The sequence below is a fragment of the Lysobacter antibioticus genome, assembly GCF_000731095.1.
GTDB classification, from domain to species: domain Bacteria; phylum Pseudomonadota; class Gammaproteobacteria; order Xanthomonadales; family Xanthomonadaceae; genus Lysobacter; species Lysobacter antibioticus_B.
In genome coordinates this window covers 1-14,934 of sequence record NZ_JMTZ01000002.1, presented here as the reverse complement: position 1 = coordinate 14,934, position 14,934 = coordinate 1, and the positions used below count along the sequence as shown (strand labels likewise).

The following is a 14,934-nucleotide window of genomic DNA, read 5'->3' as shown; positions in this document are numbered from 1 at the left end:
AGCGGCTTCGCGTGCGACTCGGCGCAAGGCTCGCGTGCCTGCGCGACGACTAATGTGCTTTGTGCGATCGAGCGCAATGAACTGACACAAATGAGTGACGCATGACGTCACTATGTGTCATTAATGTTGATTAACGTCACAAATTTTCCCTGCCGAGTCGTTGCTGCCGAGCTTGGCACGTGGCTTGCGTCTCTAAGTCGAAATTGTGATTCACGTCACAAAAATAATAGAGACATAAGGCACGCCTCTCCGGTCGTGGCTGCTCTCTGCCTTACCGGACAGCCCGCCTCGGGTTGTAAACGAGGGAAGCAAGGATATGCGTCAAACGGAACGACTTCTGCGCCGGAGTGCGCTCAGCACATTAGCCTGTGCCATCGCCGCGACCTGCGGCACGGCCCAGGCGCAATTCAAGACCGATCGCCCCCTGCCGGCGCCGCTGCTGGCGCAACGCCTGGCACCGCAACCGGCTGCGACGATCCGCGTCGCGGTCGATCGCGACAGCCTGCCGGCCGACGGCCAGACCCCGGCGAAACTCGATATCCAGGTGCTCGACCGCGACGGTCGGCCGCTGCCGGGCGAGACGGTCCTGACCCTGGAGTCTTCGGCCGGCCGCTTGCAACTGCCGGGTGCGAGCAGCGACCAGTTCGGCCTGGCGCCGCGCGACCTCGATGCGGCGATGCCGGGTTTCCAGCTCATGGCGAAAGACGGTGCCGCGCAGGTCTGGTTGCTGGCGCCGATCGAACCGCAGCGCGTGCAGGTGCAAGTGTCCGCGGGTGCGGCGGTGGCCAAGGGCGAGATCGGCTTCGTGCCGGCGCTGCGCGAGATGATCGCGGTGGGCCTGGTCGAAGGCATCGTCAGCTTCGACCGCAAGAACCCTTTGAGCCTCAGTCAGGCGCGGCCCGAGGACGGCTTCGAGGACGAGATACGCAACTGGTCGCGGCGTTCCGGCGACGGCAAGCGCAGTGCCGCCTTGCGCACGGCGTTCTTCCTCAAGGGCAAGGTCCGCGGCGATGCCTTGCTGACCATGGCCTACGACAGCGACAAGCCCGATCGCGACCGCCTGTTCCGCGATCTCGACCCGGAGCGTTGGTACCCGGTCTACGGCGACGCCTCCATCGTCGGCTTCGAGGCGCGCAGCAACAGTCGCCTGTATCTGCGCCTGGACAAAGACCGCAACTACCTGTTGTACGGCGACATCGTCACCGGCGACGGTTTCAGCCAGCGCAACGGGCAGGGCAGTGTCGCCCCGGTCGCGACGCGCGAGCTCGGCCAGTACCACCGCGCCATGACCGGTCTGCGCGCGCATGCCGAAGGCGCGCGCGGCGCGCTCGACGTGTTCGCCGCCTACGACAACCTGCGCCAGGTGATCGAGGAATTCCCCGGGCGCGGCCTGTCAGGCCCGTACACCGTCAGCAACAGCGCCGGCGCGGTGCTCGGCAGCGAACGCGTGGAGATGATCGTGCGCGACCGCCACGCGCCCTCGCGCATCGTCGAGGTCAAGCCGATGCAGCGCTTCGTCGACTACAACTTCGAACCCTTCAGCGGCCGCATCCTGTTCGCGCAATCGGTGCCTTCGGTCGATGCCGCGCTCAACCCGGTGTCGGTGCGCATCAGCTACGAAGTCGACCAGGGCGGCGAGCGCTACTGGGTTTACGGCGCCAACGGCCAATACCGCGTCAACGAGCGCTTCGAACTCGGCGGCAGCTACGTCAAGGACGAAAACCCCCTTTCGCCTTATGAGCTGGCCAGCGCCAACGCCAGCGTGCATTTCGGCGAGCGGACCTGGCTCAGCGGCGAAGTGGCGCGCAGCCGCAGCGCCTACAACACCTTGCCGGGGCTGCTGTACACCGCGTTGCCTGGCGCAGGGGTCGGTGGTGGCCCGATCGATCCGCTGCGCAGCGATCAGGTCGAAGGCGATGCCTGGCGCCTGGCCTTCGGCCATCGCGGCGAACACAGCGACATCGGTGCCTATTACGGCGAAAGCGACGCGGGCTTCAATAACCCCGCTTCGTCGTTCATCGGCGGGCGCAAGCAGGGCGGCTTGGATGCGCAACTGCGCCTCGACGAAACCTGGGGCTTGTACGCACAGGGCACGCATGTCGAAGACACGGTCAGCGATGCGCGCCGCGACCAGTTGCAGGCCGGCGTGCGCTACACGCCGAACGAAGCCTTCACCTTGGAAGTCGGCGCCAACCGGGTCGACGAACGCGCCGGCCGCTACGGTTACGGCAACGGCCTGTCGGTACCGGCGCCGATCACCGCGCCGTTCGGCGTCGGCGTGGTCTCGCCGGGCTTCGGCGGCGGCTTTTACGGCGGCTCGCCGAACGCGATCAATCCCGGCACCGGCCAGACGCTGTACAACACTGGCTACGGCTGGAGCGGCCAATACGGCAGTTGGGTCGGTAACGGCCTGGCCGGCGTGCCGGTCGAATACACCGCGTTGCGCGTGGCCGCGCAGTGGCGCGTCGACGAACGCTTCGACCTCAGCGCCGAAGCCGAGCAGGACCTAGACCACAGCGAGCATCGCCGCGCCGCGCTCGGCGCGGGCCTGCGCGTGCACGACAAGACGCGTTTGTACGGCCGCTATGAGTGGAACACCGGCCTGGCGTCGGTCGCGACCGCCGAGGGCGCGGTCGATGCCGCCGGCCGTCGCCATGCCAGCCCCTACGAAAGCAATGCCTTCGTCTACGGCCTCGACACCGAGTACATGGACGGCGGCACCGTGTTCAGCGAATACCGCATGTACGACGCCTACGGCGCGCGCCAATTGCAATGGGCCAACGGCCTGCGCAATCGCTGGCGGGTGACGCCGGCGCTGAGCCTGCAGACCGGCCTGGAGAAATTGCAGGTGCTCGACGGCCGCGGCCAGCAAGCCACCGCCGCGAGCCTCGCCGCGGAGTGGCGTCCGGACGAGTTGTGGCTGATCAGCGGGCGCCTGGAGTGGCGGCGCAGCGACAACGTCGGCGACAACGTCCTGCCGAACGACCCGGTCACCGGCCTGCCGACCACGGTGCCATGGCTGAGCCAGGGCTACGACACCTGGCTGTCGACTTTCACCCTCGCGCGCAAGCTCAATCGCGACTGGACCGGCTTGCTGCGCAACTACCATCTGCGAAACCGTTACGACGGCGATGCCCAGGACAGTTACGAAGACCGTTTCCAGCTTGGCTTCGCCTATCGCGACACCGACTGCAACCGCCTCAACGTGCTCGGCAAATACGAGTTCTGGACGCGCCGCGACAGCAGTCTGGCCAACAGCGGTCTCGGCAGCGGCGGCTTTCCCGTCGACGGCGACGACCGCTTCGTGCTGGGCAACGAAGGTTTCGACAAACACGTCCTGTCGGTGCACGCCGACTGGCACCCGTCGCGGCCGTGGTGGCTCAGCGGCCGTCTTGCCGGCAAGCGCCAGCGCGACTACTTCGACGGGCGCAGCGATCGCTACACCGCGTACCTGGCCTCGGGCCGGCTGACCTACGACGTGTCCGAACGTTGGGACGTCAGCGCCCTCGCGGCGCAGATGTGGAGCCCCGGCGGCGCGCGCCAGTACGCCTTCGGCGCCGAACTGGGCTATCTGGTCAAGGACAACCTGTGGCTGTCGGCCGGCTACAACCTGCGCGGCTTCCGCGACGACGACCTGACCCAGGGCGAATACACCAACCAGGGCGCGTATCTGCGCCTGCGCTTCAAGTTCGACGAAACCCTGTTCCGCGGCAACGACCCCGCGACCAACCCCGCCTTGCCGCGCTGAGGAGTATCGAGTGATGAAACACCACCCAACGAAGGATCGTCGGCACCTGTCGGTGTTGCTCGCGCTGATCGGCCTGACCGCATCGCCGGCGCAAAGCCAGACCGCGCAGGAGAGCTTGACGCCGGCGCCGCAGCGCATCGCCAACGCGGCCATTCGCGCCGACCACCAAACTTATGAAGCGACGCAGGCACGGATCAAGGCGCTCAACGATCGCGGCATCGAAGTCGACGACTACGCGCTGTCGAAAGCGCAGTGCTGGCTCGACACCAGCTTCCACGAGTACAGCCGCAACGACCGCGGCGGCTACCCGCAGGCGGCGTTGGCCGAATCGGCCAGGTTGATCGCCGCGCTCGAAGCCGGCACCGACCCGGGCAGCGAAACCCCGCTGGTCAACGGCGCCGAAAAATTGCGCCCCGACCTGTGGGCGCGTTACGACGCCTTGCGCCGCCACGCCGGCTTCCGTTGCGCGCGCCAGGCCACCGCCTGCGCCGAAGTCGAGCTGGTGCACGCCGGCAACGAGAGCCACGACGGCGGCTGGCGCCATGCCAAGCCCTACATCCAGATCGCCGAAGACTTGTCGGCGCGCGCGGAAGCCGCCGCCGAGGCCTGCCCACCGCCGCCGTCGCCGCAAGCGCCGCCGTCGCAGCAGGCGAACTACGAGCTGTCGGCCGATGCGTTGTTCGCGTTCGATCGCGGCGACCTCGCCGGCCTGTTGCCGCGCGGCAAGGGACGGCTCGATGCGCTCGCCGCCGAGTTGCGCGCGCGCACCGAGGTGACCGGCTTCAACGTCGTCGGTCACAGCGACCGGCTGGGCAACGAGGCCTATAACCAACGCTTGTCGCAGCAGCGCGCCGACACCGTGCGCGCCTATCTGCAAGGGCAGGGCGTGCGTACGCCGATCAGCGCCGAAGGGCGCGGCGAACGCGAACCGGTCAGCCAGGGCTGTGTCGGCGAGCGTGCGACCGCGGCATTGAAGCGATGCCTGCAGCCGGATCGTCGCGTGCAGATCGAAGTCCGGGCCGCGGCGAAGTGAGGACCGGCATGGCCATCGCACCCCTTTCCCGCCTGCGCGGCTGGTTGCCGCGCGCGGCGGCGTTGTTGCTCGCCGCGGCGCTGCCGATCGCGCCCGCCGCGGCGCAGACCTGCGCGCCGCTGTTCAACGAAAGCTTCGGTTTCGGTTCCGGCACCAGCCGCATCGGTCCGCCGCTGTCGCCGGCGCAGACCACCTACCGTTACGAAGACACCGCACCGCCGTGCATCGGCCCGGATTGCCGGGTCAACGACGGCGAGTACTCCCTGGTGCAATCGCCGCGCAGCGACGGCGGCAACATCGCCTGGCGCGACGGCACCGACCACACCGGCGATCCGAACGGCTACATGATGCTGGTCAACGCCGACTTCGATCCCGGCGTGTTCTATTCGCGCGACTTCACCGGCCTGGCGGTCGGCGTGCGCCACGACTTCACCGCCTGGCTGACCAACGTGCAGGAATACCTGCCCGGCGACGGCGATATCGACCCCAACGTCACCTTCCGCATCGTCGACCCGAGCACCGGCGCGGTGCTCGGCAGCGTCAGCAGCGGCGACATTCCGGAACTGCCCGGCACCGTGCTGACCTGGAACGAGTACGGCGTGAGCTTCGTCCCGACCCAATCGAGCCTGCGCCTGGAAGTCGTCAACAACAGCCCCGGCGGCGCCGGCAACGACCTCGCCCTCGACGACATCTCGTTGACCGCGCTGGACAGCTGCGCCAGCGACGTGACCCTGGTCAAGAGCGTGACCGACGCCAACGGCAACGGCATCGCCGAACCCGGCGAGGCGCTCAACTACACCATCACCCTGCGCAACATCGGCAACCTGACCGCGATCAACTACGATGTCCTGGACAACCTCGATGCCAACACCGTCTACGTGTCGTCCGACAACGGTGGCATTCACGACGGCGCAGCGAGCGGCGGCACGGTGGCCTGGCGCAACCTCAGCATCGCGCCCGGTGCAAGCCTGAGCCTTACCGTCGCGGTGACCGTGGTCGACCCGATACCGGCCGGCGTCGCGCGCATCCTCAACCGCGCCTACAACCCGGATAAGGGCCCGCCGGATTGCAACAGCGACCCGAGCCTGCCCGGTTGCGCGCAGATCCCGACCGGCCCCCGCGTGACGGTTGCGAAGACGCTGTCGGCCGAGTCCGGCAACGTCGCCGGCCGCGCCGAGGCCGGCGAAACACTGACCTACACCTTGACCCTCAGCAACACCGGCGGCTCGGCCGCGAGCGCTCACAGTTTCTACGAGTTGCTGCCGGCGCATACCAGCCTGGTGTCGGTGAGCGGGGCCAGCATCGCCGGTTGCGCGGTCGGCGATGCCGGCGCGCGTGCCTGCACCCTGACCGTGGCCGGCCCGATCGCCGGCAACGGCGGCAGCGCCGCAGTGAGCTTCGTCGTGCGCGTGGTCGATCCGATTCCGAATGCCGTCACCGCGATCTACAACCTCGTCACCGATAACACCGGCAATCCTCCGCCGGTGGGCTGCGATCCGGCCACCGACCCGAACGGCTGCACCGCGCCGCCGCCTGGCTGCGATGCCGCGACCGATCCGAACCATTGCGTGCAAACGCCGGTGATCCAGCCGACCGTGACCGTCGCCAAGCGCCTGAGCGGCGAGAGCGGCAACCTGCCCGGTCAGGCCGAGCCCGGCGAAACCCTGAGCTACACCCTGACCCTGACCAACGGCAGCGCGGTCGCGGCGAGCAACCATAGCTTCTACGAGTTGTTGCCGGCGCATACCACCTTGGTGTCGGTGAGCGGCGCGAGCCTCGCCGGTTGCGCGATCGGCGATGCCGGCGCGCGTCCTTGCACCCTGACCGTGGCCGGGCCGATCGCCGGCAACGGAGGCACCGCCGAAGCGAGCTTCGTGGTGCGCGTGGTCGACCCGATTCCCGCCGGCGTGAGCGGCATCTACAACCTGATCACCGACAACACCGGCACGCCGCCGCCGGTCGCGTGCGATCCGTCCACCGACCCGAACGGCTGCGCCACGCCGCCGCCTGGGTGCGATGTCGCCGCCGACCCCGCGCATTGCGTCGGTACGCCGGTGGCGACGGTGTTAAGCGTGAGCAAGGACGCGCCAGGCCCGCCGCAGGCGGTGCCCGGAACGGCCGACGAATTCCTGGTGCGTTACGCGATCGTGGTGCGCAATCAGGGCGCCGCGGTCGGCCGTTACGAGCTCAGCGACACGCCGCAGTTCGGCGCCGGCGTCAGCGTGCTATCGGCCACCGCGACCCGCAACGGAGCCAGTGTTGTGGTCAGCGGCGTTGGCCCGTGGGCGCTCGCCACTGCCCGTGATCTCGCCGCCGGCGCCAGCGATACCTATGCGCTGGAGCTGCGGGTGCGGGTAGCGGCATCGATGATCGCCGACCCGTCCAATAACGCCTGCGTCGCCGGCGGTAGCGGGCGCGGTCTGTTCAACGAAGCCGTGCTGAGCGTAGCCGGCCGCACGCTGCGCGACGATGCCTGTGTCGATACGCCGTTGCCGTCGACCGATGCGGTGCTCAGCGTCGAGAAGATCGGCTCGGTGCGCGAAGCCGAGGTCGGCGACCTTGTTTCTTACAGCGTGCGCATCCGCAACAGCGGCGCCGGCCTGGCCTTGGCGCCGGTGCTGGTCGATCGCCTGCCGGCCGGTTTCCGTCTCGTCGCCGACACCGCGCAAGTGCGCGGCGCCGGCCTGGTGTCGCTGAGCGGCGCGCCCGGACCGGTGCTGCGCATCGCCCTCGATCGCCTCGCCCCCGGCGCCGAAGCGGTGGTGCGTTACCGCGTGCGTATCGGCGTCGGCGCGCAGCAGGGCGACGGCATCAACCGCGCCCAGGCCGAATGCACGGCCGGCACCGGCCTGCGCCCGTGCTCGAACGTGTCGCAATGGAAGGTCGAGATCCGTGGCGGCGTGTTTTCCGATGAGGGCTGCGTGGTCGGACAGATCTTCGTCGACTGCAACCTCGACTCGGTGAAGGACCGCGAGGAACTCGGCATCCCCGGCGTGCGCCTGTATTTCGAGGACGGCACCTATCTGATCAGCGACGTCGAAGGCAAGTACAGTTATTGCGGGCTGCGTCCGGTGACCCATGTGTTGAAGGTCGATTCGACCACCTTGCCGCGCGACAGCCGATTGACCACGTCGAGCAACCGCAATGCCGGCGACGCCCACAGCCTGTTCGTCGATCTCAAGAACGGCGAACTGCAGCGCGCCGACTTCATCGAAGGCTCGTGCAGCAACCCGGTGCTGGAGCAGGTCAAGGCGCGCCGCGCCAACGGCGAGGTGCGCTCGGTGGAAACCGAGAGCGGCCAGCCGGCGCTGCGCTTCGAAGGCAAGGCGCCGGATGCGCCGCAGCAGGCGACCGAATCGGCGAATCAGCCGATCGAACGGGCGCGTCACGACGGCGGCGAGCGCTGACGGCGGCCCGATGGTCTCGGCCCGTCGCGACGGTGACGGGCCGACGTCAGTCGGCAAAACTCCAGGCAAGTCGCCCTGTGGGCGAGCCTGTTCGTGGCGGGCTGCGGGCGTTCGCGGCGGACACGGCGTTGGAGGAACAGGCTTCTAGCGTCGCCGAGTGCGCGGCTGTCGTTCGCTTGGAAACGCGGAGCGAAGCAAGGCGAGCCAAAGCAAATCCCCCACGTCCGCTGCGCGGCCGCTCGCCCCCTTTATCAAAAGGGGCAGGGTGGATTTGCTCTGCATGTGCTGATGGCCCGCACCGCATCGCAGCGCGCGGCCTTCGATCAGGCGGTTTCGGCCTGCAACAGCGCGAGTTGTTCGCGCAAGGCGTCGTTCTCGGCGGTCAGCTCGGCCACGCGCTGGCGCAATGCCAGCACCTGGTCGGCGAGCGCGGCGTCCAGCGCCGAGGTTTCGCCCTCATCGCCTTCGCGCGGCTCGCGCGGTTTGCGCCGCGATTCGCGCACGCGCTTGGCCGCTTCCTTGAGTTCGCTTTTGCCGGCCAGGGCCGCGGCGCGCTGTTCGTCTTCCGGCAAGGTCGCGACCGCGGCGGCGGCATTGAGCGACAACGTGCCCGATTTCACCGCCGCCACCACTTCCGGCGCCGCCTGCTTGTGGATGGTTTCGATCAGGCCGACCTGGGCGGTGCTCAGGCGCGCTTCGCGGGCGATCTCGCCGCGTTGCTTGCGCGCGCCCGGTGCCGGCTTCGCCGCGGCTGCCGCGGCGGGCTGCGGCGTGTCGGCGCCCGGTTCGGCCGCCGAGGTGTCCCAGGGGGCGTCGTCGCTGCCAGCGTCGGCCGTTGCCGCCGCCGGTGCGCCGGCGGCGGCGCGCTCGGCCAGGATCTCGCGCTTGCGCAGAGCCAGCACGCCGCGCTGGAAATCGGAGACGCTGCGCCGGCCGAGGTGCTGGTCGATCATCCACAGGTAGACGTCGTCGATCGACTGGAAGCGCGGGTTCTGCACGGTCTGGAACGGCAGGCCGTGCTTGCGGCAGATGCCGTAGCGGTTGTGGCCGTCGACCAGGACGTCGCCCCACAGCACCAGCGCGTCGCGGCAACCCTCGGCGAGGATGCTGCGCTCCAGCGCTTCGTGCTCTTCCTCCGTCAGCGGGTCGATATAGGCTTTGAGCTCTTGGTTGACGAGAATTTCCATGACGGGCACTGCAACTTCGGGCGCGGCATTGTAGGCAGATGCGGCCCATCGGTCAGCCCTGTGCCCATCCTGGCCTGCGGCCTTGCCGGTTGCGCCGGTGTTGGCGCGGTGCGGCGGATGAGCCGGATCGCCCCCTGCGGCAGGCTCAGTGGGGGCGCATCGGCGCTGGGCGGGTCCGGTCCTGGGCGTCAGGCGCCAGGACTGGCGCGGGCGCCTGGGTGTTCAGGGCAGCGAGTGCGCGCAACGATTCGGCGACCGGCGTCTTCGCCGCGTCGGCGGCCGCCATCTGCGCGCGGATATGGGCTGGGTCGCGCGGATCGCCCTGGACCACAAACAACTGCTCGGGCTGGCCCGGAGCGTGGCCGGCGACGACCTGATCGACGCGGCTCAAGCCGCTGCGCTTGGCCAGCACCAGCAGGCTTGCGGCGGTGCGTTCGCCGTCTTCGCCGTACCCCAGGCCCTGGCCTTGATGGATCGCGGCGACGCCTGCGCGGACCTGCCCGTACAAGCGGTGGTCCGGATGCTCGGCCAAGCGTGGGTCGCTGGAGGCCGCGGCCGGCATCGGCGGCAGGCGCCGCGCAGTTTCGTCGAACGGATTCTGCGGCCGATCGGGCAGGTGGCGCAGCAGTTCTCCGGCCACGCCGCGCGCGCCTTGCGCGAGCGCCGCCGCGATCGATGCGCCTTCGCGGGTCAACAGCATGTCGCTGCGGTACTTGTCGAACATCGGCCGATGTTGCTGCGCCAGTCGTTGCGCCTGCGGGTCGTCGAGCACCGAGCGGTCGCGCCGCCCCGCACCGTCGACCGGGAGAAAGTGGTGCATGCGGTGTGACTCCCAACCGGCCGCTGCCGCAGGCAGGGCGTAGCGGATGTCGAGGCGGTCGCCGTTGTCGGCATAGCGGCCGACCCGGGTCAGCGTATCGACCTCTTGTTCGACCGCGTACATGCGGACCCGGCCGAAATGCCGGCCGGCGGCGCTGACCATGTCGCCGGCCATGACGTGATTGAGCACCTGGATGCCGCCCTCGGGGATGCGATCGCGCAGGCTTGCGGCGCCATAGGGGTTGAAGGTCTCGCCGCCCAGACCGAAACGGTAGGCGCTGATCTGCGCCAGGCAACCGCCGAGCGAATGACCGGTGACCGACACCGGCACGTCGCGGCCGAGTTCGTGCTTCAAGCCCTGCGCATATTCCACGGCGCGGCGGGTCAGGCCGATGGCGTCGTCGGCCTGGCGGTTGACGCGTGCGGCGATCATGCCGCCGTCGGCGAGCAGACCGTCCTTGACGAACTCGCGGCCGAATTCGGTGCCGCGGTGCGCGACCACGATGGCGCCGGTGTCGAGGCGTTGGTAGATCGTGCCCTGGTAACCGGACGGGCGGTCGACGTGCTCGACGACTTTGTAGGTCACCTCGTCGATGCGCACTTTCTCTTCCAGGCCCCTGGCGCGGCGACCCGGTTGGTAGGGGCTGTAGGCGTCGCTGGCGAGGTTCGCGTACTGCTGGCTGTTCGTGCTCATGGCGTGCTCGCCCTCGGAATGAAGGTGACGGAGAAGACGTCCGCGCGGATCTCCTCGCGGTAAGTGCGCGGACCTTGGTAATCCAGGGCGACCGCATCCTGCGGATTGACCCGCGGACGCCCGTCGCGCCAGAAATGCAGGGTGCTGCCGCGCCCGGACAGCAGCGCCTCGCCCGGCAGCGTCGGGTCGATGGCGATGTCGCGATGCTCGCGGTCGGCGAGGTGCAGGCTGACGTGCAGCGCGGCGAGCTTCCAACGGCAGACGCCGAGGCCGTGGTAATCCTCGTCGCGCATCGCATCGGCGTGCACGGCGATGACATAGCGGTTGGCCGCCGTGCGGATATAGGTTGCCGGCAAGCTGTGTCGGGGCATCGGCCGTACCCCGGTGCCCGCCAGCTCGGGCACGCAGGACAGGTCCGTTACCTCGTACTGGGCCGCGCCCTGCAGCGTCAAAACCGGCCCGGGCGCATCGTCGAGGCGCAGGGTGATCTCGTAACGTTGCTGCGGGTGCGGATTGCGTCGGTAGTGCGGCATGGTCGGCTCGGAGACATTGGAGCAAGCGCCGAGGGCCAGGGCGAAGACGAGGACCAGGCCGGGCGTGGCGGGGGTAGTGCGCATGCAAGCTGGTGGCGGAGGCGGAGGCGGACGAACGGCGCTGCGGCAACGACTCGGCAGCGCCGCTGTCGTCGCAGCGGTCGATGGCGCCGTGCGCGGTGTCGCGCGGTCAGGCCAGGCCATGCTCGACCGCGAGATAGACCAGGGACGCATCGCCCCTGACGTCGAGCTTGTCGAACACGCGCGAGCGGATCGTGCGCACGGTCGACTCGGTGACGCGCAACGAATCGGCGATGCGACGGATGCTTTCGCCCTTGACCATCAGCATCGCGACCTCGAGCTCGCGCGGGCTGAGTTGGTCGAACGGCGAAGAGTCGAACAACACCTGGCAGGCCAGGGCGTTGTCGAGGAAGCGCCGGCCGCTGGCCACTTCGCGCACGGCACGCAAGACCACCAGCGGATCGCTGGTCTTGCTGACGTAGCCCAGCGCGCCCGCGGCGAGCAAGCGCCGCGGAATCGGGCTGCGTTCGAGCATCGAGACGATCAGTACCTTGCGCTCGGGGTCCTGGCGCAGCAGGCGGCGGGTCAGGTCGAGGCCGTCGGTATCGGGCAGGTCGAAATCGCACACCACCAGGTCGATGGCGAACGTCGGGATCAAGGCCAGCGCATCGCGACCGTTGGCGGCTTCGCCGACCACTTCGATGTCGCCCGCTTCTTCCAGTACCCAGCGCATTCCGGTGCGCATGAGGGGGTGATCGTCGATCATGAAGACGCGGATCATTACGAACTCTCTTGCCAAGTCAGATCCATCTGGATGACATCTAATCTCAATAAAACCCCAGAGTTGGCAAGCATCGCTTCTCGAATTTGCTTTGTGTCCACAAGAACGTAGACATTTGTCTACAAGGCGTGGCCAAACGCGCACAACGAATCAGAGTTTTCCTACAACGCATTCCGGAATTCCGGTGCTAGCCTCACTCACGGATTCGATGTCGTTGCGATGCATCTACAACGACGACGCAGCCCGCGACCTCATTCGCAGACGGAGGCTTGCGAACGGCGACGAAACGCTCGCACCGCGGTCCCGTCGCGGCGGATATCCACTCTGGAGCGCGGGCCTGCCGTCCTGCGATTCGGGCGGCGCGACCCGGGCAACGCGACTTGCATGGCGCGACCCGGGCCGCTCGATTCGTAAAGCACCATCCGGAAGCACGATTCGTAAAGCACGGCTCGTAAAGCACGAACCGGAAAGCACGGTACGTACAGCACGACCTGGGAAGCACGGCCCGAACCACGCGATCCGAAGCGTCGCCGTAAACAACAGCCTTCGAGGCGCACGCATCACATTGCCGCACGACGCAATGGCCGCGCCATCGGGCAGTGGGGCCATCGCGGGTCCGTGTGCGTGGCTGCGATTCGTAAGGTTTTTCCAGGCCGGAGTAGCGCCTTCCGGATGGCTACGCAGCATGCGCAGACCCAAGGCAGCGCGGTAATCAGGCACCGGTCAGCGGGCCGTCCCGTCGGCAAGCCCGGCCGCAACGAAGGGGAACGCAATGGCAGGGATGGATCGGGTGTCGAATGGGCTGCATGAGGCGTATCTCGCCGGCATCCAGTCGGGGCTGGGCGACTTCGCCTTCTACAAGCTGATCGACGGCTACTTCAGCCACGAGATCGATGCCTTCGGCCTGCAGCTGATGGGGCGAATGATGGCCTGGGCCAGCAGCGTCGTCCTGACGCTGGTGACCTTGTGGGTGCTGCTGGCGGGTTACCGCATCGTCACCGGGCAATCGCGCGAGCCGATGATGGCCTTGGTCGCCAATGCGATGCGGATCGCCGTCATCGTGTCGGCCGCCACCGGCATGTCGATGTTCGGCGGCAGCCTGCACGGCTTGTTCACCGACAGCCTGGATCGCGAGATCCATCAGGTGTTCACCGGCATCGAGGGGCGGACCGCCGCCGACAGCATCGACGAGAACCTGGCCTATACCCAGGTCGCCCTGGCGGCGATCGATGCGGTGCAGGTCGTCGACGGCGACGATGCGATGCGTGAGGAGAAGGCGCGGGCCTTGCTGTTCGCCGGCTTCGGTTCGGCCAGTCCGGCGATGACGGCCGGCGCGATGTTGCTGTTGTACAAATTCGGCATCGCCGTGTTCATCGGTCTCGGCCCCTTGTTCATCCTGTGCCTGCTCTTCGAGCAGACCAAGGAACTGTTCCGCAAGTGGTTGCTCTATGGTCTGGGTACGTTGTTCTCGATGGCGACGCTGAGCGTGGTCACGGCGATGGCGATGAAACTGCTGGCGAAAGTGGCGGTCGCGTTCTGGGTGTCGAAGGCGTTCAACGGCATCGTCGGTCTCGACGCCGAGGGCATGACCAGCCTGGCGATGCAGCAGGGCGGCATCGGCCTGATCCTGACCACCTTCATCGTCGTCGCACCACCGGTGGCGGCGGTGTTCTTCAACGGCACCATGGGCAACTTCGTGCATTACTCGGCGTTCGGCGGCGGTGCCGGCGCCGCATCCGCGCAGTCGGGCCAAGCCTCGGCCGGGTCGCATTTATCGCCGCGGTCGGGCAGCGAGCAGCGCGCCGCCACGCCGGCCTTGATGACCGGGGCGGCGCACGAACTCGGCCGGCCGCCGTCGGGGCGCGAGTCGCGCGGCGAAGATTCGGTACGCCGGAGCTGATGGCGATGCGCGAGCGTCCATCCCGGCACTGCAAACGCGCGATCTGCATCGCCGCGTTGGCGTTGTCTGCCGTATCGGCGGGGGCCGCCTGGGCGGAAGGCGGATGCCCGCCTGGCATGGTTCCCTACACCGCGGCCTCGCCGAACGCCTGCGCGCCGATGCCCAATAGCCCCGCCCCGCGCGGGGCGGCGGGACCGCGTTGGGCCAGCCAATGGGGCGCGCTCGCCTTCGATGCGGCCGCCGGCATCATGGGTGCGGCCAGCGACACGCGCAGCAAGCGCGAGGCCAAACGCATCGCCCTGGAGGATTGCCGCGCGCGCGGCGGCCAGGCCTGCAAGGTCGAGATGAGCTATCGCGACAGCTGCGTGGTGGTGGTCGCCGGCGATCGCCAATCGGACACGACGACCGCAAGCAGCGCCGAACGCGCCGCGGAAATCGGCTTGGGCGCTTGCGAGGCGCGCAAGGATCGGCGTTGTCAGTTGTACTACGCGGAGTGCAGTTTTCCGGTGCGGGAACGTTAGCGATGTAGTGTCGTATCGCCGAGGTGGGCGATGCGATTGCATCGTTTCGATACTTGCTTCTCGCGCGGGGGATGCACCGCAAGACCGCCATGGCGCGGTCGCGGCTTGTGACCGTACGAAATTCCCAAGAAGAGCCGCTCCTACCCTGGAGCAGCGTTGCCTTTGCCTTTGCCTTTGCTGTTGCTGTGCGCCGATTCGCACTAGCGAAGGCAATGGAAGACCCGGAGGGCGGCACGCATGGATGCGGGCCGTTTTTCATCGGGACAGGGATGTCCCGTATGAAAAATCCC

The 14,934-nt window shown here is 68.1% G+C and carries 10 protein-coding genes; 6 read left to right on the top strand and 4 right to left on the bottom strand.

The annotated features are described in order from the left end of the window. Positions 1-316: 316 nt before the first annotated feature. The 3 genes from EX88_RS0100450 to EX88_RS0100440 are packed head-to-tail and all read left to right on the top strand — an operon-like array spanning position 317 to position 8,188. Positions 317-3,748 (top strand): hypothetical protein, encoded by a 3,432-nt coding sequence (locus EX88_RS0100450; RefSeq protein WP_051884257.1) that lies wholly within the window; start codon positions 317-319, stop codon positions 3,746-3,748. Positions 3,749-3,761: 13 nt separating this feature from the next. Then, positions 3,762-4,781: an OmpA family protein gene (locus EX88_RS0100445; protein WP_081930500.1), complete on the top strand. Its 1,020-nt coding sequence runs from the start codon at positions 3,762-3,764 to the stop codon at positions 4,779-4,781. Between the two features lie 8 nt (positions 4,782-4,789). Then, complete coding sequence (locus tag EX88_RS0100440) at positions 4,790-8,188, top strand: DUF11 domain-containing protein (protein WP_031370060.1); 3,399 nt, start codon at positions 4,790-4,792, stop codon at positions 8,186-8,188. A 323-nt stretch (positions 8,189-8,511) separates the two neighbouring features. Here the strand turns inward: EX88_RS0100440 and EX88_RS0100435 are convergent, their stop codons facing one another. The 4 genes from EX88_RS0100435 to EX88_RS0100420 form a co-directional block, all read right to left on the bottom strand. Further along, on the bottom strand, positions 8,512-9,375 hold the full coding sequence (locus tag EX88_RS0100435) for a hypothetical protein (RefSeq protein WP_031370059.1): 864 nt from the start codon (positions 9,373-9,375) through the stop codon (positions 8,512-8,514). A 145-nt stretch (positions 9,376-9,520) separates the two neighbouring features. Continuing rightward, positions 9,521-10,888: an XVIPCD domain-containing protein gene (locus EX88_RS24165; RefSeq protein WP_051884255.1), complete on the bottom strand. Its 1,368-nt coding sequence runs from the start codon at positions 10,886-10,888 to the stop codon at positions 9,521-9,523. Next, positions 10,885-11,505, bottom strand: coding sequence for a hypothetical protein (locus EX88_RS0100425; protein WP_031370057.1), 621 nt, complete (start codon positions 11,503-11,505; stop codon positions 10,885-10,887). The genes EX88_RS24165 and EX88_RS0100425 overlap by 4 nt, the downstream gene beginning before the upstream one ends. Before the next feature lie 106 nt (positions 11,506-11,611). After that, positions 11,612-12,208, bottom strand: a complete 597-nt coding sequence (locus EX88_RS0100420) for a response regulator (protein ID WP_223620887.1) — start codon at positions 12,206-12,208, stop codon at positions 11,612-11,614. 787 nt (positions 12,209-12,995) lie between these two features. Here EX88_RS0100420 and EX88_RS0100415 point away from each other — a divergent pair. From EX88_RS0100415 to EX88_RS26980, 3 genes are all read left to right on the top strand, one after another. After that, a complete protein-coding gene (locus EX88_RS0100415; protein WP_235186174.1) occupies positions 12,996-14,123 on the top strand; it encodes a type IV secretion system protein in 1,128 nt (375 codons plus the stop codon). Continuing rightward, entirely contained in the window at positions 14,123-14,644 is a 522-nt protein-coding gene (locus EX88_RS23325) for a DUF4189 domain-containing protein (protein ID WP_051884253.1), read from the top strand. Before EX88_RS0100415 ends, EX88_RS23325 begins: the two co-directional genes overlap by 1 nt. A 71-nt stretch (positions 14,645-14,715) precedes the next feature. Then, positions 14,716-14,934 (top strand): hypothetical protein (locus EX88_RS26980; RefSeq protein ID WP_235186173.1); only part of this gene is annotated, 219 nt, incomplete at its 3' end.